This is a genomic window from Marivita lacus, from assembly GCF_014637725.1.
Classification (GTDB): Bacteria; Pseudomonadota; Alphaproteobacteria; order Rhodobacterales; family Rhodobacteraceae; genus Marivita; species Marivita lacus.
In genome coordinates this window covers 1-26,959 of the sequence record NZ_BMFC01000007.1, presented here as the reverse complement: position 1 = coordinate 26,959, position 26,959 = coordinate 1, and the positions used below count along the sequence as shown (strand labels likewise).

25 protein-coding genes and 2 pseudogenes are annotated in these 26,959 nt (G+C 57.8%); 10 read left to right on the top strand and 17 right to left on the bottom strand.

Going from position 1 to position 26,959, the window contains the following annotated elements; all coding sequences use genetic code 11:
- Window positions 1-337: 337 nt before the first annotated feature.
- From IEV82_RS13720 to IEV82_RS13700, 5 genes are all read right to left on the bottom strand, one after another.
- Window positions 338-979 carry a DUF1236 domain-containing protein gene (locus IEV82_RS13720; protein WP_188482609.1) on the bottom strand — a complete coding sequence of 214 codons (642 nt, stop codon included), beginning with the start codon at window positions 977-979 and terminating at the stop codon, window positions 338-340.
- 305 nt (window positions 980-1,284) lie between these two features.
- Complete coding sequence (locus IEV82_RS13715; RefSeq protein WP_188482608.1) at window positions 1,285-2,013, bottom strand: Crp/Fnr family transcriptional regulator; 729 nt, start codon at window positions 2,011-2,013, stop codon at window positions 1,285-1,287.
- A 510-nt stretch (window positions 2,014-2,523) separates the two neighbouring features.
- Entirely contained in the window at window positions 2,524-2,706 is a 183-nt protein-coding gene (locus IEV82_RS24025; protein WP_373285227.1) for a CsbD family protein, read from the bottom strand.
- Between the two features lie 108 nt (window positions 2,707-2,814).
- The gene (locus tag IEV82_RS24020; protein ID WP_373285226.1) at window positions 2,815-2,988 is read right to left on the bottom strand and encodes a GlsB/YeaQ/YmgE family stress response membrane protein; all 174 of its coding nucleotides are present in this window, start codon (window positions 2,986-2,988) and stop codon (window positions 2,815-2,817) included.
- A 404-nt stretch (window positions 2,989-3,392) separates the two neighbouring features.
- Window positions 3,393-3,548: a hypothetical protein gene (locus IEV82_RS13700; protein WP_188482607.1), complete on the bottom strand. Its 156-nt coding sequence runs from the start codon at window positions 3,546-3,548 to the stop codon at window positions 3,393-3,395.
- Window positions 3,549-4,011: 463 nt separating this feature from the next.
- On the opposite strand from IEV82_RS13700, the gene IEV82_RS13695 reads away from it, so the two are divergent.
- The gene (locus tag IEV82_RS13695; protein WP_188482606.1) at window positions 4,012-4,431 is read left to right on the top strand and encodes a hypothetical protein; all 420 of its coding nucleotides are present in this window, start codon (window positions 4,012-4,014) and stop codon (window positions 4,429-4,431) included.
- 582 nt (window positions 4,432-5,013) lie between these two features.
- On the opposite strand, the gene IEV82_RS13690 is transcribed toward IEV82_RS13695, so the two are convergent.
- The 6 genes and pseudogenes from IEV82_RS13690 to IEV82_RS24170 form a co-directional block, all read right to left on the bottom strand.
- On the bottom strand, window positions 5,014-6,813 hold the full coding sequence (locus IEV82_RS13690; RefSeq protein WP_188482605.1) for a Mur ligase family protein: 1,800 nt from the start codon (window positions 6,811-6,813) through the stop codon (window positions 5,014-5,016).
- Window positions 6,773-9,526, bottom strand: coding sequence for a cyanophycin synthetase (cphA, locus tag IEV82_RS13685; RefSeq protein ID WP_229747821.1), 2,754 nt, complete (start codon window positions 9,524-9,526; stop codon window positions 6,773-6,775). Before cphA ends, IEV82_RS13690 begins: the two co-directional genes overlap by 41 nt.
- 80 nt (window positions 9,527-9,606) lie before the next feature.
- Window positions 9,607-10,482: a cyanophycinase gene (locus IEV82_RS13680; protein ID WP_188482603.1), complete on the bottom strand. Its 876-nt coding sequence runs from the start codon at window positions 10,480-10,482 to the stop codon at window positions 9,607-9,609.
- Between the two features lie 338 nt (window positions 10,483-10,820).
- Window positions 10,821-11,030 (bottom strand): hypothetical protein, encoded by a 210-nt coding sequence (locus tag IEV82_RS13675; protein ID WP_188482602.1) that lies wholly within the window; start codon window positions 11,028-11,030, stop codon window positions 10,821-10,823.
- Between the two features lie 380 nt (window positions 11,031-11,410).
- A complete protein-coding gene (locus tag IEV82_RS13670; RefSeq protein WP_188482756.1) occupies window positions 11,411-12,190 on the bottom strand; it encodes an ion channel in 780 nt (259 codons plus the stop codon).
- A 153-nt stretch (window positions 12,191-12,343) separates the two neighbouring features.
- Window positions 12,344-12,744 (bottom strand): annotated as a pseudogene (locus IEV82_RS24170) (transposase); the annotation flags it as partial.
- 288 nt (window positions 12,745-13,032) lie between these two features.
- On the opposite strand from IEV82_RS24170, the gene IEV82_RS13660 reads away from it, so the two are divergent.
- The 5 genes from IEV82_RS13660 (at window position 13,033) to IEV82_RS13640 (ending at window position 16,373) form a co-directional block, all read left to right on the top strand.
- Entirely contained in the window at window positions 13,033-13,749 is a 717-nt protein-coding gene (locus IEV82_RS13660) for an IclR family transcriptional regulator (protein ID WP_188482601.1), read from the top strand.
- Between the two features lie 12 nt (window positions 13,750-13,761).
- On the top strand, window positions 13,762-15,126 hold the full coding sequence (locus IEV82_RS13655) for a selenium-binding family protein (protein ID WP_188482600.1): 1,365 nt from the start codon (window positions 13,762-13,764) through the stop codon (window positions 15,124-15,126).
- Between the two features lie 106 nt (window positions 15,127-15,232).
- Window positions 15,233-15,538, top strand: a complete 306-nt coding sequence (locus tag IEV82_RS13650) for a 2Fe-2S iron-sulfur cluster-binding protein (RefSeq protein WP_229747797.1) — start codon at window positions 15,233-15,235, stop codon at window positions 15,536-15,538.
- Window positions 15,539-15,634: 96 nt separating this feature from the next.
- A complete protein-coding gene (locus IEV82_RS13645) occupies window positions 15,635-15,826 on the top strand; it encodes a hypothetical protein (RefSeq protein WP_188482598.1) in 192 nt (63 codons plus the stop codon).
- Between the two features lie 313 nt (window positions 15,827-16,139).
- On the top strand, window positions 16,140-16,373 hold the full coding sequence (locus IEV82_RS13640; protein ID WP_188482597.1) for a hypothetical protein: 234 nt from the start codon (window positions 16,140-16,142) through the stop codon (window positions 16,371-16,373).
- Window positions 16,374-16,436: 63 nt separating this feature from the next.
- Here IEV82_RS13640 and IEV82_RS13635 read toward each other — a convergent pair.
- The 6 genes and pseudogenes from IEV82_RS13635 to IEV82_RS13610 form a co-directional block, all read right to left on the bottom strand.
- Window positions 16,437-16,779: pseudogene (locus tag IEV82_RS13635) on the bottom strand (transposase); the annotation flags it as partial.
- Window positions 16,780-16,868: 89 nt separating this feature from the next.
- Complete coding sequence (locus tag IEV82_RS13630) at window positions 16,869-17,231, bottom strand: hypothetical protein (protein ID WP_229747796.1); 363 nt, start codon at window positions 17,229-17,231, stop codon at window positions 16,869-16,871.
- Between the two features lie 66 nt (window positions 17,232-17,297).
- Window positions 17,298-17,615, bottom strand: coding sequence for an HPF/RaiA family ribosome-associated protein (locus IEV82_RS13625; RefSeq protein ID WP_188482596.1), 318 nt, complete (start codon window positions 17,613-17,615; stop codon window positions 17,298-17,300).
- A 134-nt stretch (window positions 17,616-17,749) separates the two neighbouring features.
- Complete coding sequence (locus IEV82_RS13620) at window positions 17,750-18,427, bottom strand: ABC transporter ATP-binding protein (protein WP_188482595.1); 678 nt, start codon at window positions 18,425-18,427, stop codon at window positions 17,750-17,752.
- The gene (locus IEV82_RS13615; protein ID WP_188482594.1) at window positions 18,424-19,629 is read right to left on the bottom strand and encodes an ABC transporter permease; all 1,206 of its coding nucleotides are present in this window, start codon (window positions 19,627-19,629) and stop codon (window positions 18,424-18,426) included. Before IEV82_RS13615 ends, IEV82_RS13620 begins: the two co-directional genes overlap by 4 nt.
- Window positions 19,629-20,792 carry an efflux RND transporter periplasmic adaptor subunit gene (locus tag IEV82_RS13610; protein WP_188482593.1) on the bottom strand — a complete coding sequence of 388 codons (1,164 nt, stop codon included), beginning with the start codon at window positions 20,790-20,792 and terminating at the stop codon, window positions 19,629-19,631. Before IEV82_RS13610 ends, IEV82_RS13615 begins: the two co-directional genes overlap by 1 nt.
- Before the next feature lie 1,523 nt (window positions 20,793-22,315).
- Between IEV82_RS13610 and IEV82_RS13605 the strand changes: the two genes are divergently transcribed.
- From IEV82_RS13605 to IEV82_RS13590, 4 genes are all read left to right on the top strand, one after another.
- Window positions 22,316-23,167: a universal stress protein gene (locus IEV82_RS13605; RefSeq protein WP_188482592.1), complete on the top strand. Its 852-nt coding sequence runs from the start codon at window positions 22,316-22,318 to the stop codon at window positions 23,165-23,167.
- A gap of 116 nt (window positions 23,168-23,283) precedes the next feature.
- Window positions 23,284-24,255: a Bug family tripartite tricarboxylate transporter substrate binding protein gene (locus tag IEV82_RS13600; RefSeq protein WP_188482591.1), complete on the top strand. Its 972-nt coding sequence runs from the start codon at window positions 23,284-23,286 to the stop codon at window positions 24,253-24,255.
- 26 nt (window positions 24,256-24,281) lie between these two features.
- Window positions 24,282-24,785 (top strand): tripartite tricarboxylate transporter TctB family protein, encoded by a 504-nt coding sequence (locus IEV82_RS13595; protein WP_188482590.1) that lies wholly within the window; start codon window positions 24,282-24,284, stop codon window positions 24,783-24,785.
- Between the two features lie 24 nt (window positions 24,786-24,809).
- Window positions 24,810-26,321, top strand: coding sequence for a tripartite tricarboxylate transporter permease (locus IEV82_RS13590; protein WP_188482589.1), 1,512 nt, complete (start codon window positions 24,810-24,812; stop codon window positions 26,319-26,321).
- The last annotated feature ends 638 nt before the right edge of the window (window positions 26,322-26,959 follow it).

Below are 26,959 nucleotides of genomic sequence, written 5' to 3'. Positions count from 1 at the left end.
ATGGGAACAAAGCGACTCGCAGCAAGTATTCGAACCAACCTGCGCCAGTGCAAGAGAACCATGACAACGCTTATGAACGAAATGCCCTACTGAATGTTCAGTGGGGCTTTTTTCGAACATTCAAGAGGCGCACTGACATCCAACACAAATTCTGATCCTCCACTGAATCGTGGGGATTTGCCTGATTTTGGATGACGCGTCCTGATCACGCGATAAGCGGCGCGGTTTTTCAAAGTCGGTGGCAGTGACACCATTGGCGAATGTGACACCTTCAACGAAGGCCCGGCGTATACCGGGCCTCCATTTTCACATTGCCTTGCAGAAGGGCTATGGAACGTCACCGCACGATATATACGACGCGTCGTTGTTCCTTCTCGACCAGAACAGGCAATCCGTTGACATATGCGTAATAATATTCGCTTTCAGGAACTTCCGAAAGCTGCACTGTCTCGGGGATGCCCGCACCCACCACGACTTCGCCATCGAGATAGATCTGGTCGACCGGGTTCGTCCGGACATAGGTCGTCACGCGCTCCTCGGGGGTGGCTGCCGCGCCGAGTCCCATCCCGACACCCAACCCGACCACCGCACCGATCGGGCCAGCAATCAATGCACCAGCAACAGCACCGGCCGCACCTCCACCGACGGTAGCGTCGGGAGCACGTTCATAGGTCACGGTGCCAACCGCCAATTGTTCGCGGTTCGAATAGATCGGTGCCTCGACCATCGCCGTCAGGTATTCGCCGGACGCCCAGCCCTTGAACTCGCCATGGGTAACGCTGCACCAATTCGAGGCATCAAGACAGCCATCAACATCGACCACCTGCGCCGCAGGGATCACATGCAGGATGTCATACGTTGGTCCCGGACCGGCGCGCAAATTCAGATCGGTCCACGCGGTCGCATTGGTTTGCGCGGACACCGATGTTGCCAGAACCAGAGTCGCAATTGTAGCCCCAAGTGTCTTCTTCGTAATCATTGGATATTCCTTTCGGCCGGGTCCGGAACTGCAGGAAAAGGGGTTCGGACAAACTTGGTTTGTCCGTCCTCAAGTCTCTCGTTTCCGGAATTTGGCCAGCATTGCGATCGGATATTCGATCGCGATAACAGACACTAATACAATCTTGAGGTGATCAGGCTGATGTAGATCAGCAACCTTTGACGAATTCCGAAAGCGTTGTTTTTCTCGATTGGAAATTGGCGGCAAGAACACTACCCGCTCCTCACATGAACCGGTTTTCGCGCGTTTCAAGCCAGGCATCAACACGCCTGCTGACCCGGACATCAACGCAGCAGAGGACCGTCCTGGTCAAGATAGCCCGTATCGAAGCCCGACAGCGCCTTGAGTCCTTCAAAATCGTGGAAGACCACACGCGCCTTCTGAAAGGTTACAAGGCCATCTTCACGCAGATTACGCAGCACACGATTGACATGGACAGCACTGAGACCCAGTGCGTCAGCAAGGTGATATTGGGTAAGCGGGCAATCGAACCCATTTTCGTCATCAAGTCCAACCAGTTTCAACCGTGTCCCCAGCTCCAGAAAGAGATGTGCCACGCGTTCTTCCGCCGAGCGCCGACCAAGATTGACAAGGTGTTCCACGACCATAGCCTCGTCGCGTGATGCAGCCCAGAGAATGGCCGTTGCCAGCCGCGGCGCATGCGAAAAAGCATCAAGAATATCGGACGCCAGCACTTCAGAAGCTTCGATGCGGGTGATCGCCTCGATGTTGTGGTCGGATGTCCGAAAGAGAATGCTGCGCAAGCCAAGGAAATCGCCGGGAACCTGGAAATCGACGATCTGTCGTTCTCCGCTGGCGAGCAACTTGTAGGAATAGGCCCAGCCTGAGGCCAAGATAAAGGCCGAGGCATCCTTCTCACCTTGATAGATCATTTCGTGACCGGCAAGAAAGCTTCTGCGGCGCTGGAAGAAACGCGCCAGCGTCTCGATGTCCAGATCGGACAGGGCGACGAAGGTCAGCAGTTTTCGTGTCAGTGCGCTCTGGTGTGGCACGGCGTGAACTCCGAGATAGTGAGGCCGTGTTTCGCTGTCGATGACACGAGGCCGAGAAAGTGTGACCAAGCTGCTGTGGATCAGTTCGAAAAAGCCGACTTGGTTTAGGTTGTCGTTTTGTAGCCTTGGACTTGGAATGGTCCTGTGTAACCCTTATCCGACAGTGACGTCGACCATGAGCGAACCAAAAGACGCCGCCTGAGCCGCAGCGCTGACGATTTGCCAATCCCTGCTCTTCGCCATGATCGACCGCGGCGTGCTGCCCGAACACGAGATTGTTGGCGTGTTGCGGGACGCGGCAGGAGTCTTTCTAAATGCTCCGGGCAGCGATCCGGATGATTGCCACATCACTGTCGTCGCACTGATAAACGCGATGCTATCAAGCGTCGCGGCGCGACCTGCCCGCCAACCTTCGGAACGCGCGCTCACCTGCATCAACCAAGGTTTTCATCACCAAAATAGCAGCCCCGCCGCACGAGGTAAATGGCGACGGGGCCAACGGCGGCGTGATCAATCCTTGTTCAGGACATCCTTCGTTTCGCCGAATGCCTTCCGAAGCGCGCCCTCGGCATGATCGATCTTGCCTTCAGCTTCAAGCGATGCATCGCTCGCAACTTTGCCGATGCATTCCCTGACCTGCTTGAGTGTTCCCTTGATGACGTCCTTGTCCAGTTCGCAACTCTCCTCGAACACCTTGCGCGGGAACTCCCGCGCCTGGGTATCGCAATGAAACCAGTTTTTGCATTTTGGAGCCTTTCGACACTGATCTGGATCAGTACAATCTTGGGATTATTGTGCAGATCAAAGGCGGAACCTGACGCAAAAGAGGCAAGTTCTTTTGATCACCCGCAACAACACCAGAAGGATCACCGCACCGAAAGTGGCATGGACAATTGAACCAGCGATACCTGTCTCAATGTTCCGTCCGATTTCCGACAAGATCAGGCTGGCGACAAACGACCAGATGATCCCCACGACGATATTGCCGGGAAGGCCGTAGCCCTAACCTTTGACGATCAAGCCTGCAAGCAAGCCCGTGATCCCGCCGACCAGAACAATAACCGGTAAGCTCTCAAGTTCCATCTTGAATGGTATCCTTCATGCGCGACATGTGCCGAAAATCGCGACAGAGCAAATCGCGCGCGGGTGCGACCGTCCTCCAGGCAAATGGCGATATCGCGAATAAATCGGAGTAGGGGCTTGAGAGTGCGGGAGGGCAATATTTTGGGGTGCCAGAATGTAGTCCACGACCATGGCCTTCTGTTGGACCTTGCGAAATTGATTCAGCATGTACTGGATGAGCTCGGGTCGGTTCTGAAACGACAGGGCCGCCCGCCATTACTGGGGAGCGGGCCCGGTGTTCGGTCAGGCAACGGGCGTCACGCGAGACCGTGGGTCGCCGCGTCGAGTTCCTTGTTCGTGTCTTCCTCGTTTCTTGCCGTATTCGCCTTTTTGGCCGCCTGGTAATGCTTCAGCGCCGAATCTTTCTTCGGGTCGAAAGGCGCCTTGTCCCAGGCTGCCTTGACGGATTTCATCTTGTCGGCAGTTTTTGTTTGTTCGGTTGACGTAAGAGTGTCCTTTCATGGACGTTCCGAGACTGAGAAGCGCGCCGAAATGCCGAAGCTTTGAGGATCAACACGCCCGCACACTTCTTGGTACTCGGAAAAATACCCCGCCAAATGTTCAGCGAGACATCACTTTTCTAGCCGATGTCGCCCCCCCCTGCCCCCCTGCCGCTTGTAAGCTCAAAAGACTTTTGTAGTCAGTTGCATCAGTATCGGCAGCCGCTGGACCGCAACATTCTCTGGATTGTCCTGAGTGCAGCAGTGTCAATCGACGCGCGGTAGCGCGTCATTGAAGCGTCTGACTGATCTGCGTCAGCCTGTTTAAGCCTCGCGAGGTATAGAGTCCTTGAACCAACCGAATGCGGACGCGATGTCCGGTCGGACACTGGATCGGCTGCACAGTGCGATCCTCCCCAAGGCAATGGAGGCCACGATGTCCGCATCCACGATCCTCAACCCGCATGACCCAGATTTCGAAAAATTTCTTTATGCAACTGTAGGCGATGATCACGGGGGCCGTAGCGTCAGCGTGTTGTCGGTTCTGGCGCGGCTGAAACTTGATCCCTGGGACGAAGCCGCAAGCCTTGGGGCACTTAGCCGTGACGCCGCCGTTCAGAGGCTCAGTCAGCTGCTGGCACGATGCATCGATATCCCATCGCTTCGCCAAGACCACCACGCGATTGCGAAAAAGCTCGCATCCTTGTTGCCGAACCGCCGCCTTTCTCAGGGCGAGTCCATTCAAATCACCCAAAATCGACCTTCTGTGTCTTGGGGCACCGTTCTTGCAATCATTGTGTTCTTGTTCTTTTTGGTTCGGCTTTTCTTCACCGGCGAAGCGGGTTCGGGAGAGTAGTATTCCACGCCAGACATGAGATTCCCGATATGCTTCTGGTTCAACCGGGTTGCTCGGATAAAGGTCCAATTGGCAGGAAGCGTGAGCTTCCTGCCGTTCACCGCATGTGATCGGTTCTCGTTGCAGCCGCGAAGCCTCTTGGTAGCGTTGGCGGAATGTGCGGATTACCGTGCTTTCCAAACGCAGCACCCGTAACTGATGCTCGGACCGACATGCGGCGATCGGCACGCTCTCAAGTTGAATACGATCATTGCCCCGTCTCCGGCAACATAAGGTTTTGTCTGCGCCCTCGGAAAGGAACCGACGTTCAAATATTGTGTCGTGTCTGTTTTGAAAATGACCTGCAATTCTGGAAATATCAGTATGTAGTGCTCTATGATGTTGAACTGAGCAGAAGTGACCCCGGGTCTCGATTGAACATATTGCGGCAAGGCAAGAAAAAGCCGTCTGTCGTAGAGAGGTCCGAAGTCGCCGTAGCGATGTCATCCATCCTCCGATGGACTACCGATGACGAAGTGAAGAATTTTGCCGGACAGCGCGGGATTGGATGATTGCCGCCGATATCGTTTTTCTGCGTCACTCTCACCGTAGGTGTTCCATCAACAAATCGAACACTGCCTGACGATCCGACAACACCAAAAGCAAAGCCAGATCACCCGGTTGCAGCAAGTCGAGAATCATCTTGGCACCGCTGGCCGCAGAGTCGGCGCTCAGGATGGATTCGGGGTCAGTGTTGCCCGCAATGGCAGAGGCCTTGATCAGGCTGGTCGTTTCGCCCAAATCGCGACCACGCAGATAATCTTCGATCTCGGCGGCGACGATGATATCGGGCCGAAATTGAAGGGCGGCATGCGTCACATCCGCGATATCCTGATCGCTGTGGTCCCCGGGCTGACTGAGCATGATGAACCGGCGGTTCGAGGGAATGGATGAAAGGGCGTCGGAAATCGCTGCGATCGAATGGGTATTGTGTGCAAAATCAACGAATACCCGTGCACCTTTGTACTGGAATTCATTGAAGCGGCCGGGGTTGTCCTTGTGATCGGACACGAAGCCCGAAAGCCCTGCCCGGATCGCATGGTCTGATATGCCAAGTGCGGTGCAGACGCAGATGGCCGCCAATACGTTCTGCACGTTGTGCCTCGCGGCGCCTTGAAGGGTGACAGGCACGTCCGCGACAGCGATTGTGAACGTTTCTGCAACGCCGTCATGAAAAGTCAAAACACCGTTCTTGATATAGGAACAGGGGGTACCGCGGCCTTGTGCCTGCCTGATCAGAGGTGCTGCCGGATCATGCGAGAACCACCAAACCGGAGTCGCGATCTTTGCGGCTTCCTCCACAGCAATTGGATCGTTGGCATTCAAGACCAGAACGCCGTCACTCACCAACGCCCGCGCGACGGCGAATTTGACCTCGGCCAGTTCTGCCAGCGTCGTGATGCCATATTCGTCCAAGTGATCCGCGGCGATGTTTGTCACCACAGCCACACGGGCGCGACGTGTCGGCAAACCTCGCCGCAGGATGCCGCCGCGCGCGACTTCCAGACACCCCAGTTCGACACGTGTATCGCGCAGCATCATCCGTCCGCCCCCCGGACCGGAATAATCTCCGCGATCAAGGATATCGCCGCCAACCTGCACCACGTCGGTGGATGTGAGGCCCGCGATCTTTTCGGCAGCGGTGGCAATCGCCGCGCACAAACGGGTGGTGGTGGTCTTGCCGTTTGTCCCTGTCACCAAGGCCACAGGCACGTCATTGATGTCTGACCAGCCGACCTGTGCCGGGGTTGGCAAGTCATCGGCGGGCCACGTCCGCGATCCAATTCCATGCCCCAGCGACACGTTCTCATCATCGCACAGGATATCGACGCCATGTATGGACGCTGCCTCGATCAGCGCGATCAGTGCCGGATTTGCCTCTTGGGCCATGACGCGTTTCAGATCATGGATCATGTCCTCAAATGGCAGGCTTGCGGTATCGGAAAGCGCGGCCGCGCAATAATGCCATGCCGTCTTGACGACGAAAGTCGCCGAATAGAGCTGATCCATTGGCGCGGAAATCGCAAGGCTGACCCCGCCCTGAAAAACGCGATGGATCAGGCCCTGGTCATGCCAACCGACTGCATCCAGCACCTTTCGCGCGTGTTTGTTCCACAACGCGATGAGAACGTCAGGATCGAGATCATCGAAGAAGACATCAGTCACAGCGCCGGGATGAATCCACAAATGACCCGGACCGGTCAGACGTCGGGGGTGATCGACATGAACACGGTCGATTTCGGCCCACCGGATATCAAGGGCGGCCTCGAGCCTTGCGATCCGGTCGATATGGGTGCCCGGTTCAATCCCCATCTTCAACGCGATCTCTGGCCAATCTGACACCACGGCCATCGCGTATGATGGTCAGGTCATTGTCTATCATGTCTTCGAAGGCGACACTGCTGGTCGCCGTTACGGGTTTTGAAGCACCGCCTTCCTTTTTTTCACCTGCATTGAAGTAGATGATCTGTTTCCAGCATCGTGGACTGTTGTCACCGAAGATGACCACCAGATCGCCTGCCCGAGCCATCTTGAGGCTGGTGGCAACCGCGTCTTCCTCGTTCGGGACAACCGAGATTTGATCTTCGGATATGCCGTTCCGGAGAAACTCTGCCTTGAACATTTGAGGGATTTCGTCGTGGCCACGTTTGCGACGATCGTCGTCGGCCTTGCAGATGTAATGGTCGAATTTTCCGGACAGGATCTTCGCGGCCTCGGCCACATCCTGATCGCGACGGTCGCCGGGAACGGACAGGACGACAATACGCTGACCCTTGACCTCGAGCCGCTCGGCCAGACCCGCCATCGCCCCCAATGCGGCGGGGTTATGGCCATAGTCGAGGATCACCTTGAACGGGTGTTCGTCGAAAACGTTCATTCGCCCCGGCGCCTGAAAATAAGTGGTATCGAAGGTCCGAAGGCCGTGGCGGATGTTATCCAGATCAACACCGAAACTATACGCCATCGCAGCTGCAAACATGGCATTCTGAACGTTGTGCACCGCCTTGCCTTCAAGAGTGGCAGGGATCACATGTGACCATAGAACGGGCATGTGCAAACCGTTGTCATAGATTGTGAGCATGTCACCACTCATGCCCTGTTCAAGAACGATTGCCTGTCCGCCGGCCTTGATGTGTTCCTTGACCAAGGTGTGGTTGGGGTTGACGGTGACGTAGAAGATTGAACTGACATCTGCATAGTCCGCCATCTTCAGGCAGTTTATGTCATCGGCGTTCAGCACTGCCGTTTTTGTGGCACTTTCGATGACGATACGCTTTACCACGGCCAGCTGTTCGACGGTGTCGATGCCGCCCAGACCAAGGTGATCGCCCGTCACGTTCAAACAGGCCGCAACGTCGGAATGCCTGAAGCCGAGGCCACTCCGGACAAGGCCGCCGCGGGCCGTTTCCATCACTGCGAAATCGACGGTGGGATCGCGCAAAACCATCTGGGCAGATTTAGGGCCTGTCATGTCACCCTTGACGCTGAGTTTGCCGTCCACATAGACCCCGTCGGTCGACGTCATGCCGACAATCTTGCCGCTGGCCTTCAGGATATGACCCAACATGCGCGAGGTTGTCGTTTTCCCGTTCGTTCCGGTGATCGCCGCGATCGGGATGCGGCTTTCCTGCCCGAGCGGAAACAGCATATCGATGACCGAGCCTGCGACATCCCGCGGCTGCCCTTCGGATGGTGCGACATGCATGCGGAATCCGGGGGCCGCGTTGACTTCGACGATCGCGCCCCCGATCTCCTTGTAGGACCGGGTGATGTCCTCGATCAGGAAGTCGACGCCGCCGACATCCAGACCAACTGCCATGATCGCGCGCTCTGCCATGTCGCGGTTGTCAGGGTGGACGACATCGGTCAGATCAATTGCCGTACCTCCGGTGGACAGGTTCGCGGTGGATCTCAAATAGAACACTTCCCCGGCGGGCAGCACCGTATCAATGGTATGTCCGGCATCGGCTATCAGTCGCTTCGCCTGATTGTCGATCTCGAGCATTGTGAGCACCTTCTGGTGCCCGATACCTCGGCGCGGGTCCTGATTGACCGCCGTCACAAGGTCGCCAATCGTGTGATTGCCGTCGCCGACCACATGGCCGGGCACACGTTTGGCCACGGCAACCAGTTTGTTGTTCACAACCAGCATCCGATGATCGAAGCCAGTCACAAAGCTCTCGACCAGAATGGCCGCACTTTTCGAATGCAGCTCCGCTTCGGTAAATCCTGCGACGACCTCATCTTCTTTCGTCAAATTGATGGACACACCCCGCCCGTGGTTGGCATCAAGCGGTTTGACCACGACCGGCCACCCGATTTTATGGGCAGCCTGAACGGCTTCTGCGGCGCTGTACACGATACGTTGCAATGGTACGGGCAGCCCCAGATCGCTCAGGAGATTGTGAGTGTCCTCCTTGTCGCAGGAAATTTCCACGGCGATGTGGCGTGTCTCGGAGGTGATAGTGGCCTGAATGCGCTGCTGATATTTGCCGTGCCCGAATTGGACCAAAGACCCTTCGTTCAGTCGAAGCCACGGGATGTCACGATCTTGCGCTGCCCGAACCAGCGCACCGGTCGACGGCCCGAACTCCTTGCGTTGGGCATGCAGCACGAAGCTGCGCAATTCCTCCTGCCAGTCAAAGGCGGGATCGAAGGGAAAATCGATACGCTCGCGCAACGACTGCGGCAAGAGATGCATCAGCAGCTTGAGTGCCAGTGCTCCCGCTGCCAATCCCACGTCGCGCTGGCGGTAGGCATAGACCATGTTGTACTGGCCCGTTACGCCTGTTCCCCGCGTCCGCCCGAAGGTGACATCGGTTCCAGCGACATTCTGCACTTCGATGGCACAATGCTCCAGGATATGACCCATCCATGTGCCTTCGTCTTCGCGCAGACGGCGCAGAAATCCGCCTGTTGTGCTGTAGGAACAGCCATGATCGGAAAGTCCGGGCAGGGCCTCGACCAGTCCCTCGACAAACTCCGATCCGATTTTTGCAGAAGGCCAGTCTTCCAATATCCCCAGATCTACGACGTGCCGTATGACCGGAAACACCGCCCAGACGTTCGGGCCGACAAACACATTGGTGGAGACTATCTTCACATATTTTCCTATCTGTTTGACGAAGCTCCGCGTTATTCGGAATTCTTGTCGTTGGCGGTGGGCAAGGCGCCGATCACCGTATGATCTTTGGGCGGATATCCGATACGGGCTTTGAGATCGTAACGGCACCCTTCGCCCAACACGTCGAGCCGCAGGCCCAACAAACTCAGCGCCTGGCCGGGCTTGGCATCCCAGATGGACGAATGGGTCATCTGGCTGGCGTCCACAACGGTGACCGTGCCGCTGCCGACGACTTCCAGAACGTTGTCGGCCCCGATGAACGCGGCGGTGTCTTCATCTATCCCCAATCCGATCAAGAAGGGATTGTAGGACGACGCCGTCAAAAGACGTCCCAAACGATTTCTTTGGGTGAAATGTTGGTCAATGATGACACTGTTGGTAAGGCCGATGCCAGGAGCCAAGGAGACCTTGCCCTCAGCGGGCGGCTCATTGCCCGCGCCCCCGGCCACCATATGCTCTGACATGATCGACGCACCCGCAGAGGTTCCCGCGACTGGAATGCCTTCGGCGTTCCGGCGCCTGATCTTTTGCGCGACAAGAGTGCCCCCGAGGATGGCGGACAGCCGCAACTGGTTGCCGCCAGTCATGAATATGCCAGTCGCATTGTCCAACATTTCCGAGAATTCGGGATTGTTGCAATCGGCCCGACGGGTGATTTGCAGGAAATTAACATTTCCCGCACCAAGCCTGCTGAAGATGCGACGGTAGTTCTGACCGGTCTCGTGCAGCAAGGATGCTGTCGGGATGACCACGATCGACGCGTTCGACCCACCCGAAAGTTCCACGAACCGGCGATGGATCTGCATTTCCTTGATGCGGTCTTCGCCGCCGCCGATCGGGATGATAAACCCGCGGCTGGCACCGTCCGCCACTGGTGCTGGGCACATGTTGGTCTGATGTCCTCTGGGCTGCGCAACAGGCCTTGATGCCAGCAATGTCATCTTATGACGTTAAAAGCGTTGGAGATGCCATGCAAAAGCGAGATGACACCAATAGATCAACACTCGCATTCCACAATCGGGATCTTCCGCACGGTCGAGTATTTTTGCGACCCGTTTGATTGCGGCTCAATACAGGCTACCACGCGCGTGGCGGCGATGGAACCTGGTAGAGCAAAAAAGTCGAAAAACAGACGCGGCCTCTCTAACCTGTTGTCGCTGAAACCCAAAAGCAATTTCGCGCGTCGTCAGGCCAGAGCTTCAGTTTGCACGACCCGTCAGATCGTTCAGTCAACCGGAGCCGCAGGCTCTGGTGCCCCGTCCGTGGGCGCAGCCACCGGAGCCGCGTCTGCTGCCGGCCCAAGGGCGGTTTCGAAATCTATCGAGACATTGCCGCCTGACGGTGCGGACGGCTTCGCAATGATACCATCATCTATGACGAAATAGCCGACCACGACCACGGCAACCACCAAGCCGCCGACGAAAAACCAGATCATGGAGCCGCCGCCCCGGTCGACTGGGTCTCTGCCCGTTTGATTGTCGTACATGTTGATGCAGGCGTTTTTCCACGTCAACTTCATCCAAGGCGCAGCGGTGACCGAGCCACCCCATCGAATGGTGTCAAGGTCCGCAGACTGTGAGTTCAGCTAACCCAAAGTTTCGCACAGGCAGCGAATGGCTGGAAAGCGAGCCGCAGCCGCAGCACCTGAGTTGGCTGCTGGCTGCTGGCTGCTGGATGTTGGCTTGGGGGCCGGAGCAGGAATTATGTTGGGGGCGGCGGCCATTCCGTGGAGTATTGCTGGTCCAGGTTATAAAATTTTCCAACCGCTTTTTGTTTCCGCTCGGCTAACACGATGATTGAAAAACGCTGGCGCGTTTATGTTCCAGTGTCGCCCTCCGTTTCGATTTTCAACGGTTCACCACAATGCTTGCAGTGAATCGCATCCGTTTCGTGGCGGTTCAATCCGCATTCTGGGCATTTATGCTTGATCTTGGAGGGCTGGAAGATGGCGCGGGCCAACTGCACAAAAAGTGCGACGCCCACGACCATGATGAAAACCGCCAACAACTTTCCGCCGGTTGTCGTCATGGTGATGTCGCCAAAGCCCGTCGTCGTGAGCGTAGCCACTGTGAAATAGAGCGCGTCGACATACCCCGTGATGCCAGCGGATTCATCGAAAGTGAGCACAAAAACAAGTGACGTAGTCATGAAGATAAAGACAAACAGATTGACCGCAGCGAGGATCGCGTCTTCGTGGAGGCGGAAGAACAGGCTTTCACGCCGCAGATCACGCAGCAGGTGGTAGGCGTGGATCAGCCGCAGGGCCCGCAGCACGCGAAGGAATGCGAAGCTCTCGGTAATAAACGGTGCCAGGAGCAGGGAGAGCACGACGACCAGATCAGTAAGAGTGTAGATGCGCGTCAGTTCCCGGCGCAGGTTATCGGAGATCCATAAACGGGCCGCGACGTCCAGAAGTATGAGCAGGCCAAGCCCAATGTTCAGCGCTGTCATTGCCGGTGTGGCAGGCAGCGCCGCGGTTGCGATGAAATATGCGATGGTCACAGCATCGAAAACGATCAGCCCATAGCGAAACCGCCGGGCGCGCTGGCTTTGACCGGTGTAGAGCAACCTGACCGTTCGGTGCAGTTCTTCCATTTGCGCAACGTGCCACAAGTTTTCGGTGGGGACCATCTGCCGAAACCATTGTGTGCCCGCGGACAAGCCCGGCTGGGCGCCAAACCGCTTCACAGATTGCCTCAGCATCAACCGCGTCGTTCTTCCCGCGCTTCACGTAAGGTTTGACGCAGCCAGCGCCTCACTGAAGTCGCCCGTCGAAATACCCTTCAGGTACAGCCACGGCAGCAATTCCTCGACCGAATTGGCCTTGCGTAGATACGCCGGGACCAGTGAAGAGCGGAACTTGATCTTGGTGCCATACTCATTGGAGCCACGATCACGGACGCGCGCAACTTGAACAGGCACCGTCCCGATCCCAGTCATCACCTCGCGCGCGGGCAAAAACCGTGGCGGACAAGACGCTGGCAGCCTTCTTCGTCCAGCAAGTGGGCATGATCGGCAATGAACGCCGATACTTCGACTTGAACCGCTGTGCGCAGCAGTTCCTTGGCTCCGGCCTGGATCACCTCGGGCAGCGGATCAGGCGCCCTCAAGGGCCAGGCGGCATCTTTTTTGGCCAGACGTTGTGCCAGGACATTCGGAAAGATCCGCCTTGCGCCACAATAGTACTGAACTCTGCCGCAGTCTTTGCACCGCAGCCTTCGGGTAGTCGGCGGATGGACCTGTCGGCGAAATGGCGCCCTCGTGATCCATGCCAGTACGCTTCTTGAAGGCTTGCGATCTCAATCGCGGCAAGGGCGATCGTGTTCTTGAGCGGCGGGCAGATCCGGCGGAAACCGGGCTCGGCTCCAGACTTTCCTTGCGTCAGCGCTATGCAGGGGCCATCATTTGGGACAGTGACTCGATACATGAGAGTCTATATGCATTTGGATCGCCTCATCGCAATTCTTGAAGTAGTTGCCATTGCCGGCCGCGGGCTGACCGCGGCGGAAGTCCAGAAGGCAACAGGACTGCCGCGGCCCACCTGCTACCGTCTGCTGCAAACCCGGGCGAAACATCGGCTGATCGACGACCTGGGCGGCAGCTCGCATTGTATCGTCGGAGAGCGCCTGATCCGGATCGCTCTGCTGGGAAAATCCGACATTGACGTGCACCGTGCCTGTGCGCCAGCGCTCAAGGTGGCAGCAGCCAAGTTCGAAGACATCGTGTTCCTCGCCCGTTTTCGCAGCCGTCAGGTCGAAATCATCCACGTCGAAACGCCGGACGACCCGTCCGGCGCGCTCGGCGCCTGCACGAAATATACCAAATCCACGAAAGCGTGCCGTGAGGCTGAATTCGAACAGATAGCGAAACAAGGCCATGCCGAATGCCATCAAGAAATTGATATCGGTGTCTCCAGCGTCGCAGAACCGGTGCTCATCGGCCATATCGGCGCATCGTTCAGTGTTGGCGTGGTCGGCCCCGTCCGCCGCTTCGAGGCGGCCTATCGCAATGATCTGGGCGAAGAACTGATACAAATCGCTGAGAGGAGAAGCGCCGCGATCCAGTTGTTCAATGTGGCGCAGATTGAAGAAGCCGACATCCCGCTGCTCAAGCCAGTGCGACAACAAGAAGGCCAATCACGACGTCAACATTAGAGGAGGAATGACATGACAGAAGACAATGGGAGCTGCTGCGCAGGGCCTGGCTATGCCTCGCCGCAAGAAGCGATCAAGGCACCGCGCGAGAAAGTTGTCTACACAATCTGCATCTATACCGGGACCGGGATCGAGAAACCCGACTACCTGGCCACCATCGACGTTGACGAGGAGAGTCCGACCTACGGCGAGGTGATCCATCGGACCGAAATGCCAGTCGTCGGAGACGAGTTGCACCACATGGGCTGGAACGCCTGTTCCTCGTGCAACACCGACGGCAGCATGGAGCGCAAGTACCTGATCATCCCGGGCGTGCGCACCACCAATTTCTACATTGTTGATACTGCCACCGATCCACGCAGGCCAACACTCTTCAAGACCATCGACGGGGAGGACATCAAGGCCAAGACCAACCTGTCCGCCCCGCACACCGTGCATTGTCTCGGTGCCGACATCATCGTGTCGATGCTGGGCGATGCCGACGGCAATGGGCCCGGCGGGTTCCTGCATCTGGACAAGGATTTCAACATCATCGGGCGCTGGGAAAACGACCTCGGCGACATGAAGTACAACTACGACTTCTGGTATCAGCCGCGCCACAACATGATGATCTCCACCGAATGGGCCTCGCCCAACACCTTCATGCCGGGCTTTGACCTCGAAGACGTGGCGCGGGGAAAATACGGCCAGCACATCCATTTCTGGGACTTCAAGAACCGCAAGGTGGAACAATCCATCGACTTGGGCGAGGAAGGGATGATCCCGCTGGAGGCCCGTTTCCACCATAATCCCGAAAGCACCCATGGTTTTGTCGGGGCCGCCCTGGCATCGAACATCTTTCATTACCACAAGGACAACGGCAAAATTGAAATTAACAAGATCATCGACGTGCCGCCCGTGGATGTCGAAGGCTTCCCCGTTCCGATGCCGAGCCTGATCACCGATATTCTGGTGTCGATGGACGACAAGTATCTTTACTTCTCGAACTGGCTGCACGGGGATCTGAGGCAGTATGACATCTCCGACCCAGCCAATCCTCAGTTGACCGGCCAAGTCTGGATCGGCGGGCTTCTGGGCAAGGCGCACGAGGTAAACGGCCGCACCGTTGATGGTGCGCCGCAGATGATCCAGCTGTCGCTTGATGGCAAGCGACTCTATGTCACGACGTCGCTCTTCTCGACTTGGGACAACCAGTTCTACCCGTCGATGAAGGACAAGGGCGGCATCATGCTGATCGTGGATTGCGACAATGAAAATGGCGGCATGACGATCCGCGACAACTTTCTCGTCGATTTCAACGACGAACCGCACGGGCCCGCGCGGGCGCATGAAACGCGTTATCCGGGCGGCGATTGCTCCTCCGATATCTGGGTCTGACCAGCCTCCCCGTTCTTCCCGGACCTTCGGGGCCGGGGGCCATCTACTCGGAGGAGACATGCGCAAACACAAAGTAACGCTCCGAAATCGCGGCGGTTTATCTTTCATGATCGGCGAAGATGAACCGATCATCGACGTCGTCGAAGCGGCGGGCCATGTTCTGCCGATCGCCTGCCGGTACGGCGGCTGCATCACCTGTGCCGCCCGGATGATCTCGGGTTCGGTCAGGCAACCAAATGGTACGGCATTGAACAAACGTCAGTCCGAAGAAGGCTACGTCTTGCTTTGCGTGGCGCGCCCGAAAGAGGACTGCGTTGTCGACGTGGGCGTCGAAAGCCACGACAAGCTGTACGTGAACCCGTTTGCCAGCGCCACGGCCGCCGCCCAATTGGCGCGGGCGCGTGAAAAATGACGTCATGGCCTCACGCCGCGTCGCCGCGCGGCGCAGGTGGGGCACACACGCACTGCTGGTCGGGCTTTTCCTCCTTGGCTCGGCATGATCCTGGCGATGATGCTCCCGGTCCGGTTGCCGCCGGCCCTGTTCTACCTGTCCGGGCTTGCCAAACGGCCCGAGCCAGGCGCACAGGCAACTGCCTCTGCCATGTTGATGAGCACGCTCATCATGATGCTCATCGTGTTAGCGTCTGGCCGCTATCTCTCCTTTGCCATCGGGGCATCCGCATTGATGGGGACGGCTTGATACCTGAGCCCATACCCGCAATCGGATACGGTGCAGCATTCCGTGATTTGATGAAATGAGACATGGCCTATCGTTTTCAGCGGCGTGTCGGACCGTTCATCCATTGGCACGACTCTTTGCGAAGCCCCCTTTGTGGCCGTTGAAAAAGATTGGAGGCCAACCCAGTCAAACGACGGTACATGAACTGGCACCAGCCAATCGCGCATGCAATCTCTGAAAAAAGGCGACCGGCACGTCTGTGTTCGGAGCCAGCTTGCTGCGTTGCGTTGAAGAACTGATATCTGGGGAATTCTGAAAGTCCGCTTATTTCGACTTGAGCAGACTGGCGCACACCTGCGGCGAAAACCCGCTTTCCGCCGACCTGCGGGCGCTGCGCAAGAAAAAAAGAGCGACTGATCGGGTCCGCCTTGGGCTGGCAGCGGCCAAGCGGAGCTGCGCTGAAATTCAGTTTGCGGTCACCCAAGTCGAAAATCGGTTGCTGCCCGAGCCGATACTGACCAATGCGATCCAGATCGAGTTCGCATGTGCGGCGATACGCACCCTTTAGGGACCGGTCCAAAGCGGACCCATGTCTGCCAACTTGTTGTGTCTACGAGCATATTCAGGTCGGGCGGCGACGCCCCCCTTTTTTGGCAACCATGCTGGTCGCAGTTCGGTGTGCCTTGAGGTATGTTGCAGCGATCATCACAGTCTTCGTCTCACCATGTTCCGCAACCGGCCCGACCATCATCAGAGCGAAGATGCCCTTCTCGCTCCAACACTTCCAGCGTCTGTAAAGCGTCGTGTGCGGGCCATAGGCTGCAGGGGATCGCGCCCCTTAACCCATTGCGGTTGTTGAAGATTATCCTGCTCAGAACGCGCTTGTCATCGCCCCGCGGCATTCCGCGCGACTTCGGAAAGAAAGGTTGGAGACGTGCCATTTGCGCGTCGCGAAGCCAAAAAAAGTCACTCATGTCACAGCTCCATTTTTCGGAGCCGTGACTCAGGCATTGCGACCGAAATCAATGCATCCTGACCCAAAAACGACAGGCCCAAGATCACCTCAGGATGGTTGTGCCGTTTGTACCGGTGTTTGCTGGTGCGAAACCCGCAACCACGTGCCGTTATCGTTCAAGTAGGACGAGGTGCAAAAAGCCTCGTAGATCGGATCACCCTCACGCTCGGCCGAGACACGATACGCCAGGATGCCGACACCCTGTTCCCGGTTGAAGCACCGTTCGGAAAATTCGACCGACCGCCACCGCTGAGCCACCAGATTTTCGCGCCAGATCTGGTCGCCCTGCAAAATGCCCACAGGGTATGGGAAGACGAAAACCGCGCCCTTGGCCGTCATCGTCCGCGCGCTGTCCGCGCCTTGCATCCAGAACCGTTCTTCCATCGCCCAAAGCGTGTCTTCGGTTGCCATGATACACTGCCTTTCGTCTCATACGCTACGTTGCGCCGGTCTCGGCCCATGCCCGCAAGGACAGGGTCAGCGGCGCTCGGACAGCTTGCCCAGCGTTGTTGTCAGCAACGCCTTCATCTTGGTCGAAGCACCCTTGGTGGCTTTGTCCAAGGTATCGGACGCATCCTTGGTGATGACGGGCTGCTGCCCTTTCAGCCGCACCTCAAGCGTACATTCTATGTCATCAGGTCCGGACTTGCCGGCGTTCGTGTCCTGAAGATGGACCTCCACGCGCGTTACATGCGCGTCGAAATGTCCAAGCTCGTGCTGGATCGCGGCGGTCAGGTCCGCGATCAGGGCTTCGCTTCCGTTGATCGTGTTGTCCGTGCTGATTTCCACATGCATGTCCGGTCGCCTTTCGATGCGTTGCGCCGCAGATGTCATCCACGACCTGTGAGTGCAGAGTGCCACATTCGTGCCACCCATCTGCTAACCTCGATCATCTGTTTCTAACGAAACAGGAGACCGGACACAAACGGTCAGCCTGTGACCAGACCGTCGCCCACAACGATCTGCCGGGCGCAGAGGCTTGCGATCTTCTCGTCATGGGTCGAGATCAGGAATGTCGTGCCCTCGTCGCGGTTGATTTCGGCGATCAGGTCCATCACCTGCATGGCCGAGTCGCGGTCAAGATTGCCGGTGGGCTCATCCGCAAGTACCAGCTCGGGCCGGTTCATCAGCGCGCGGGCCACGGCGACGCGCTGTTTTTGCCCGCCCGACAGGTTGGCCGACGGGAAATCGACGCGCGCTTCAAGGCCCATCCGCACCAAGAGCTCGCGCCCACGTTCGCGTGCCTGCTCCGTCTCGCGCCCCTCGCGGACGGCGGTCGGGAACACAACGTTTTCCAGCGCGGTGAAATCGGGCAGCAGATTGTGGAACTGGAAGACGAACCCGATATGACGGTTGCGAAATTCGGTCAGCGCACGGTCGTCGGCTGTCACGAGGTCCTGTCCCAGCATGGTATAGCAGCCCGATGTCGGTTTCATCAGCGTGCCGAGAATGGTCAGAAGCGTGCTCTTGCCCGACCCTGATGGGCCAAGAAGGGCTGCCATCTCTCCCACCGCAAGGGTCAGCGACAGGCCGCGCAGAACGCGGGTTTCCGCCTCGCCCGACCCGAAGGTCTTGAAGAGATCCGAAACCTCGAGCAGCGCGGTCATTGCCCGATCGCCGTGACAGGATCGACCCGTGCCGCCGACCGTGCGGGCAGGATCGACGCAAGGATCGCGCCGATCACCGTCAGGGTGATGGCCAGCCCGTAAGACCCCTGGGTGATGTCCATCGGCAGGGTTCCCGCCTCGAACGCGTCGCGCGACGGGAAAGGCAAGAGCGCCAGGTACCCCAGCGCAGCACCCGACAGACCGCCCAGAAGTCCGACCAATGCGCCTTGGGTGACGAAGACGAAGATCACAAAGCCCCGCCCCGCCCCCATCGCCCGCATGATCCCGATCTCTGGGCGGCGGCGATAGGTGGACAGAAGGAGTGCCGAGGCAACACCGATCACGATGGTGATGAGCGCGAAGGTCTTGAGGAAATAGCCTGTCTGCGCCTGCGCATCGAGCGCCTCCATCAACTGTTCGGCCCCGTCGGTCCAGGGCACCGCATCAAGCCCCGTCAGCGCCGCGATCCGCAGCGCCGTGGTATCGGCGGCATTGAGGTCCGAAAGCTTGATCTCGATCCGCGTGACGCCTTGCGGAAGCGCGAAGAGCGTGCGCGCGGTCGGCAGGCTGACATAGACGCTGCTGCCGTCGATCATGCCGTTGCCGGTGTCATAGATGCCCCCCACCGTCAGGACCGCCGACGCCCCCGTCGAGGATTGCAGGCGCAGCGTCTGGCCCAACCGAAGCGACAGGTCGTCGGCCAGTGTCTCGCCCAGAACGACGATGCCGGATCCCAGCCGTTCCGACCCTTCGACGATGTAGCCGCGCAGGTTCAGGATCGCGGATTCGCGCCCCGGTTCCAGCCCGGTGACGCTGACCTGCGCCACCTGCGCGCCGCGTGCCAGAAACCCCGCTCCACCGATCTGGGGCGACACGGCGACGACACCTGGCACGCTCTTGATCAGGGGCAGATAGGTGGCGGCATCGGGCAGGGTCGCGGTGCGTGCGCGGCCGCGTTCGATGGCGGCCAGCACATGACCATCGTCGTCGATCAGAACCGCCGGATCGGGGTCTTCGGCTTGGATCGTGATATGGCTGATGTCACCCACGGTGCGCGACAGGATGAATTCCGCCAGACCGCCGATGAGCGCCGACATGAAGATGAAGATGAACACCCCCACCGCGACACCCAGCACCAGAAGTGCTGTCTGCGCCTTGCTGGCTGTCAGGTAGCGGGTCGCGATCTTGAGTCCGTACAGCATCAGGGCACCGTGACCCGGACCGCCTGCCCGTCCGCCAGACCTGCGGCGTCGGTGATCAGAGCATCCCCCGGCTCCAGCCCCTCGGTCACGATCAGCCGCGCGGCGGGCCAGTCGATCACGGCCACGGGGCGGCGGGTGGCGACCCCATCGGTCACGACGAAAACAGCCTCCCCGTCGATGGCGGCACGCGGCGCGGTGATCGCGGCGGACCTTTCATCGACCACGATATTCGTGCTCACGGTCAGCCCGACAGGTGCGCGCACCACCGCGTCAAGGGACAGCTCCACCGCCAATCCGCCAGTGCCTGCATCGACGCGTCGCGACACGTAGCTGACCCGACCTGGGCGTGTCACAGCCTCGCCCGCCAATTGCAGGACAGCAGGCTGGCCCGCGCGGATCTGCGTCGCATAGGCCTCGTCCACATCGGTCTCGACGATCAGCTGGTCGAGGTTAGCAAGGGTCATCAAAATGGTCGCCGGGTCGATGGTCTGTCCCGGCTCGACATTCAGCGCCAGCACCGTTCCGGCCATCGGCGCGTGCAGCGTATGGTTGTCCAGGTGCACTTGCGCCTGATCGACCTGTGCGGTGGCGCGCGCCACTTCTTGCGCGGCAGTCAAAAGCGCGCGTTCGGCGGCGTCGCGTTCGGTGCGGGCGATGTTCTGCCCCAGCGCCACGGCCCGGTCCAGCGCATCCTGCGCTCGCGCCTCGGACACCAGCGCGGCATCCAGCCCCGCCACCGCCTGCCGCAGGATCGCTTGCTGGTTTGCGGCATCGATGCGGGCCAGGATGTCGCCCTGCCTCACGCTGTCGCCCTCGGCCAGGGGCAGATCGCGTAATGTGCCGCCCGCCAGCGCGCGTATATCAACCGAATGCAGGGCGGCGATGCGGCCATTGACGGCAAGAACCCGCGTAACCGGCGCCAGTTCAACCGTTTCCACGACAACCGCAACAGGCGCATTGGACCAGGGTTGCAGATAGAGCGCGGCAGCCCCCGCGAGAGCAAGACCAAGCGCCACACCCCAAGGCCAGACGCGCCGCCGCACCCGGCCCGGCGCGGCAGAGGATGGTGCCTCCGGACGCAGGGCAGGCAGGCCGGACGTGTCTGATAGCCGAGCGGAAGGGATCGGTGCCTTGGTGTCCCGATCCGAAGAAACCTTCGTCATGTTCTGCTCCAGTTTCGCCGCTCCCATCCCTGAACCGTTTCGCGCTTCGAACCAGATCTGCCAAAGTTGTACGATAGCGACCGCCATCAATCACCAAACTGATCTGCATCATTTGGGACGCGTTTTCGTGGGCGAGTGGTCAACCGGTTCGTAACAAAATAGCCGCTTTAACCGGCACCGAGACTGCTTCGGGGTCCTCGCCATGGTCATGTCACGTATCAGGTTCAAACGGGACTGCTGCGGTAGTCGTCGTTGGACACTCGTGTGTCGAGGCGGCTGGCTGCTTCATGCGACTTGGAACAGCCCAAAGATGAACAGCATTTCGCCTTCGACGCTAGTTTGCTTGTTGTCGCGTTGCCCCTTAATCAGCTCTGCCTCAACCTGTGGGGCGCACCTATCCTGAAATTGGAATATTCGGGCGGGCTAGCCGTGCATTCGAAGAAGCACCGCTCGCCCGGGAGCGATGTTTCCGCTCAAAGCGTTGAGCAAGCGATACCGGCGGGTGGCTTGTATCAGGCCCTCTGACACAGGGGGCATCGGCCCGGACTGTCGGTTGCATTCTCCAAGCCGTCACCGATGGTGGCATCGGCGGCTGCAGGATTTTCCCGCACATGGAGACGGTGTGACAGTGGCACTCCAGGTTTGCCGCCGCCAATGTTGGTGTCCGCTTGCCCGCACCGGACGTTTTCAGTTGGTCAGCAGGGACCGTTGCGGCCTTTATGCAAAGGCCGCTCACGAAGGCGCCCCTCAGGCTCTGCAAGCCGCTGACAGGGTCCGTCTTGTACAAGATCTGCGACAGGCCATCGAAGAACAGATGAACCTGCATGGTCGCGCAGCCTGCCGAGCGCTTCTGCCAGATGCGAGCAACATCAGCACACACATTGACCTGCAGCGGTCATGCTTGGCCCATCGCGGGTCCCGAAAAGAAATCTCCACAACGATAAATGCGCTTCGAGAGGAGCGGCCGTCTTGCAGCGAGATCGAACGACGGACCGGGTTCAAGCGCCGTAGCGTGGCAAAGTGGCTGAAATCGGAAGCGCCACCAGGGCCATGCTCTCGTCGAGGCTGGCAAGCGCGTCTTCTCATCCCTGAACACAGACATGGCGCAGGGGTTTGAAACAATACGCCGGGATCTTGCGCCAGAGGCGGCCACCCTCGCCAGGTTTGATCCGATCATCCTCGACGGCGTCAGCCGAGCGCAGAAGGATCAGGCCGACAGCTGTGCATGCACGATTCGAATTTGAACAGTGTCGGATTGCTCGTTGTTGGTTCAGAACGAGCACCCTGTGCTTCCCAAAAGCGTGGTATACCTTTGGATACAGAAAAATATACGTTTAACAAAGGCTTAAAAACTTAGCAAAAATGAGTGCGCAAGGAAATTTCAATAATTTATTTCTTGACGAAACAATCCTGCGCATAGTTTGACGTGAACAACAGGGACGGCGTTTTAGTCAAATGGCATGTTTCGCCAGATGAGACCGCGGATCTAGAGCGACTTAAAAAGGCAGGAGAGATCTCGGGCGATGTTGAAATCCATTTTGGTCCCGGTGCGCGGTGATGGCATGGTTGCGACTGTGCTTGCTCATGCGGCAGAACTCGCAAAGCAACACCAAGCACAGGTCAATGTCGTACATTGCCGTGCACAAGCCAATGATCTGATCCCGCCGGGCATTGCCCTGAGCGATTTCGCGCGCAAGGTGATGGTTGAGCAGGCAGTTGAGCTTGCGAACCGTCAGGAAGACCATCTCCGGAAAATACTGCACCGTTTGGCGCAGGATTTCGGGCTGGAGGAAAACGCCATTGTAGATGGCACGGCGACGTGCACCTTTGCAGAAGTGCACGGCCGAATGGCCGATGTTGTCAAGCACGCCGGTCGGCTGTCTGATCTTATCGTTCTGCCAAAGCCCCAGCGTGAACGCAACCTCGGTCAAAGCTCTTTGAAGGCCGCGCTTTATGGGGCGGGCCGCCCTGTGCTGATCTGTCCGGGACAGTTGCAGCCTGACGAAACCTTCGCACAGCATGTGGCGGTCGGCTGGAATGGATCACTGCCTGCTGCCCGCGCCGTTGCATCATCTTTGGATATTGTCCACGCGGCCAAGCGCGTCAGTATCTTGACTGGTGGAAAGGTGCAGTCCCACGGACCAACAGTAGAAGAGCTCGTGGATTACTACGCGCTCCGCGGCATCATTGCTGAGGTTGTACGCTTCAAGGGCAAAGACGCCGCGACCGAACTTCTCGAGACAAGCAAAAGTGTTGGGGCCAGCCTGCTCGTTATTGGAGCCTACAGCCACAGCCACGAGACGGAAATGCTCTTCGGGGGCAACACCGAGCGCATCGTGGACAAGACAGAGATGCCCATCTTGATGGCGCACTGAATCATCTCTTTGGCCGCACCAAGGCCGACGACGGGGGCAATCCCCAAATCCGAAGCCCGCACATTACGCGGAAACGACTGGTCCGGGAAACCGGGCATTTTAGGGAGGAGTACACTATGAAACTGACCAAAAGATTTTTCCTGGGAATGGCTGCAGGCACTGCCCTTGCGACACTGCCGATTTCAGCTCTGGCCCAGGAGTGGCAGCCCAAACGCCCCATTGATTTCACGATCATGGCAGGCCCCGGTGGCGGCGCCGATCAGATCGCGCGTTTCGTGCAGTCCGTTGTCGAAGCGAATGACATGATGAGCCGCCCGCTGGTCCCGACCAACCGCGGTGGCGGCTCGGGCGCGGAGTCGCTATTGCACCTTAAAGATGCCCGCGACGCGGACCATACTCTGATGGTCACGCTCAACTCGTTTTACACAACGCCGATCCGTCAAGAAGGTTTGGGCGTCGATATTGAAGCCTTTACACCGATCACCATGATGGGCGTCGATCCTTTCGTGCTTTGGGTCCACAAGGACTCTGGCATCACGACCTTTGAAGAGTTTATCGCGAAGGTCAAGGAAATGGACGGTGAGTACGTCATGGGGGGCACTGGCACCGGTCAGGAAGACTCGATTGTGATCGCTTACATGTCCGGCGCCTTTGGCCTTGATATCAAGTACATTCCGTATGACGGCGGCGGTGCGGTGGCAAAGGACCTCGCTGGCCAGCAGATCATGGCAACTGTGAACAATCCAGCCGAAGCCAAGGGTTTTTACGAGGCGGGCGACTTTGTGCCACTTCTGGTCTTTTCTGACGAGCGTATGGAAACCTTCCCCGACGTGCCAACCATGAAGGAAAAGGGGCATGACTTTTCATACTACAATCAGCGTGCCATCGTTGGTGCGCCAGGCATGTCTGACGAAGCCGCAGCTTATTACCGCGACGTCTTCGGCAAGGTCTATGAAAGTGAGGATTGGCAATCCTATCTGACCTCTGAAAGCCTGTCCCCTCTGCCGATGGATGAAGCGCAAACGCGGGCATATTGGGCAACCCAAGTTGCAAACCATCGCAAGCTTCTGTCCGAAATTGACGGCTAAGCCAAACCTAAGGAAAGGGGGCAGAGATGCGCCAAGGTGAAATATCACTTGCAGGGCTCCTTGCCCTCTTTTCCATGTATCTGATGTGGAAGAGCACCGAGCTTCCCATCGGCTACATCCGTGGCCAAGGCCCTGGTGGCGGATTTTGGCCATTCTGGTTGTCAGTCGGTATGCTTCTGAGCTGTGTTGCCATTGCTTGGAACTGGTGGCGCGGCAAGAGTCCTGCTTCGGTATCGGATGAACCACTGATGGATGATTTTGGATGGCGCTCTGTCATCCTTGTCGGCGGTGGTATTGTGGGCTTCGTTGCATTGATTGCAATCGTGTCGATGTATGGCGCGGTTGGACTGTTCTTGGTCTATTACCTGCGCTTCCTGGGTCGGCATTCTTGGATGTTGACGCTTACGATGGCAGTCACCCTTCCCTTCGCGTTGTTCTTCTTTTTTGAGGGCGCGATGCAGATTTCGATGCCACAAGGTCTGCCCTTCACGCAGCCATTTTTCGATCTGATGTACGACATCATTTACTGACCCAGCTCCGAACCGAGGATCACCATGGAAGTTCTGTCATTTTTGGCCGACGGTATTTTAGTTGCACTTGAACCGATCAATCTGCTTTTGATCTTGATTGGCGTAACGGTCGGTCTTTTCATCGGAGCAATGCCCGGTCTGGGGTCTGTGAACGGCGTAGCAATTCTTTTGCCAATCACGTTTCTGGTTCCGCCGGGCTCCGCCATCATATTTCTTGCTGCAATCTATTATGGCGCCATGTATGGCGGTGCGATTTCATCGATAACCATGGGAATACCCGGCGCATCTACCGCGGTTGCCACAACATTTGACGGACGACCTTTGGCGCTCCAAGGGCGAGCCAGTCTTGCATTGGTGACTGCGGCACTGGCTTCTTTTGTGGGTGGCACGGTTGCAAACATTCTGTTTACGCTCTTTGCCCCGTTGCTTGCCAATATGGCGCTCTCATTCGGGCCTCCAGAGATCTTTGCACTGATGCTTTTGGCTTTTGCGACCTTTGTGGGTCTTGGTGGGGATGATATTCCCAAGACGATCTTCTCGATCTGCCTTGGTCTGGTGCTGGCGACCGTCGGATTTGACACCATCTCTGGCGAACCGCGCCTCGTGCTTTTTGACATCCAGGGCTTTTTGCGTGGGATAGGCTTCATCGTGCTCGCCATCGGGGTCTATGGCATCGGGGAAATGCTTTGGACCATCGAGCAGACGCGTGGGGAGGTTACGACGACAAATCCCAAAATGACAGCAAAAGGCATGCTGTCTGACACCAAGGAAGCAGTCCGAAGAGGCTGGAAAGGAACTTGGATTGGTTCGATTCTTGGTTTCTTTGTCGGTGTTTTGCCGGCCGCAGGTGCCACGCCGGGGTCACTGATGTCCTATGGTGTTGCCAAAATGGTCTCAAAAAACCGTGACGAATATGGCAAAGGGTCGCCCGACGGGGTTGCAGCTCCTGAGGCTGCCAACAACGCCGCGTCTACAGGGTCCATGTTGCCGATGCTCACATTGGGCATCCCGGGATCTCCAACAACGGCGATCTTGCTAGGTGGCATGGTGATCTGGGGTCTGACACCTGGCCCCCGCCTTTTCGTTGATGAGAGCGAATTTGTGTGGGGCTTGATCGGGTCGTTCTACATCTCGAACATTGCGGCGCTTTTCATCAACCTCGCCTTCATCCCCCTCTTCGTCTGGATGCTTCGGATGCCGTTCACCATCCTTGCACCCCTGATTTTCGTCCTCTCCATCGTAGGTGGGTTTGCCGCATCGCGCAGCCTGCATGATCTCTGGCTGATCGTAATTTTTGGGCTTGCTGCATTCTTCTTGCGCAAGTTCGACTATCCGCTTGCACCTGCTGTACTTGCAATCGTGCTTGGCCCGATTGCCGAACCTACAATGCGCCAATCCCTGCTTTTGTCATCGGGCGATCCAATGATCTTTTTCACCAGGCCGATAGCAGGTCCGATTACCGTGATTGCTATCATCTTGATCCTGCTTCCAGCAATTAAGCTTTTGCGCCCAAAGCGGTCGAAAGGTGCAGCATGAAGAGTGACACCACGCAAGACCAACCTTGTGAAAAGAATTACTTGAAGTGATTTGCAGAATTTGAGCAAATCACGAAGAGAGGATAATGGGAAGCATCAGCCTGCAATGCCTAACACTACAGATGCGCATTTAGCCGCGCTTTCCGAGGTCGCTCCTTGTTTTGTAGATCTGAATGGTGAACCCAAGCCTGCGTTGTGAGCGACTGGATCATCAACCTTGACCGTCGTCTTCCCTTACCGGTTGCTTCAGTTTAGGATGGCTTCGGTCCTGGACATGAGCGGTCTCAATCCAATGCACCTTGAATTGGAATTCTGCTGACCCATGCCACCTTGCAAAGTGAAGTGGTGCAGGGTGCGCTGCCCATGCTGACGCGATGCTGCCAGCCATCGGTCGACCTGAGACCCTGTGCGCATTTCGGATGACGCTTATGTCCTGACCAACGGAAATCGACAGTGACTGGCCCAATCAGCAGGGCTCTTGAGCACGCGCGATCGAGCCTTGATCAAGAGAGGAGTAAGCATTCGCTGGAGGCCGCGGTCAAGCGACCTTGACCAGGGGCGTGGCCCCGTCCCATTCCCACGGCAGCAACTCGTGCAGGCGCGAGACCGGCATATCGGAGATGCGGGCGATGATGTCGG

Bases quoted from the DNA above. Each gene is read 5' to 3' on its own strand.
- IEV82_RS13720 (WP_188482609.1), bottom strand. From the start codon at position 979: ATGATTACGAAGAAGACACTTGGGGCTACAATTGCGACTCTGGTTCTG.
- IEV82_RS13700 (WP_188482607.1), bottom strand. From the start codon at position 3,548: ATGAAATCCGTCAAGGCAGCCTGGGACAAGGCGCCTTTCGACCCGAAG.
- IEV82_RS13695 (WP_188482606.1), top strand. From the start codon at position 4,012: ATGTCCGCATCCACGATCCTCAACCCGCATGACCCAGATTTCGAAAAA.
- IEV82_RS13680 (WP_188482603.1), bottom strand. From the start codon at position 10,482: ATGTGCCCAGCACCAGTGGCGGACGGTGCCAGCCGCGGGTTTATCATC.
- IEV82_RS13675 (WP_188482602.1), bottom strand. From the start codon at position 11,030: ATGATCTGGTTTTTCGTCGGCGGCTTGGTGGTTGCCGTGGTCGTGGTC.
- IEV82_RS13670 (WP_188482756.1), bottom strand. From the start codon at position 12,190: ATGGAAGAACTGCACCGAACGGTCAGGTTGCTCTACACCGGTCAAAGC.
- IEV82_RS13660 (WP_188482601.1), top strand. From the start codon at position 13,033: ATGCATTTGGATCGCCTCATCGCAATTCTTGAAGTAGTTGCCATTGCC.
- IEV82_RS13655 (WP_188482600.1), top strand. From the start codon at position 13,762: ATGACAGAAGACAATGGGAGCTGCTGCGCAGGGCCTGGCTATGCCTCG.
- IEV82_RS13650 (WP_229747797.1), top strand. From the start codon at position 15,233: ATGATCGGCGAAGATGAACCGATCATCGACGTCGTCGAAGCGGCGGGC.
- IEV82_RS13645 (WP_188482598.1), top strand. From the start codon at position 15,635: ATGATGCTCCCGGTCCGGTTGCCGCCGGCCCTGTTCTACCTGTCCGGG.
- IEV82_RS13630 (WP_229747796.1), bottom strand. From the start codon at position 17,231: ATGGCAACCGAAGACACGCTTTGGGCGATGGAAGAACGGTTCTGGATG.
- IEV82_RS13625 (WP_188482596.1), bottom strand. From the start codon at position 17,615: ATGCATGTGGAAATCAGCACGGACAACACGATCAACGGAAGCGAAGCC.
- IEV82_RS13620 (WP_188482595.1), bottom strand. From the start codon at position 18,427: ATGACCGCGCTGCTCGAGGTTTCGGATCTCTTCAAGACCTTCGGGTCG.
- IEV82_RS13615 (WP_188482594.1), bottom strand. From the start codon at position 19,629: ATGCTGTACGGACTCAAGATCGCGACCCGCTACCTGACAGCCAGCAAG.
- IEV82_RS13610 (WP_188482593.1), bottom strand. From the start codon at position 20,792: ATGACGAAGGTTTCTTCGGATCGGGACACCAAGGCACCGATCCCTTCC.
- IEV82_RS13605 (WP_188482592.1), top strand. From the start codon at position 22,316: ATGTTGAAATCCATTTTGGTCCCGGTGCGCGGTGATGGCATGGTTGCG.
- IEV82_RS13600 (WP_188482591.1), top strand. From the start codon at position 23,284: ATGAAACTGACCAAAAGATTTTTCCTGGGAATGGCTGCAGGCACTGCC.
- IEV82_RS13595 (WP_188482590.1), top strand. From the start codon at position 24,282: ATGCGCCAAGGTGAAATATCACTTGCAGGGCTCCTTGCCCTCTTTTCC.
- IEV82_RS13590 (WP_188482589.1), top strand. From the start codon at position 24,810: ATGGAAGTTCTGTCATTTTTGGCCGACGGTATTTTAGTTGCACTTGAA.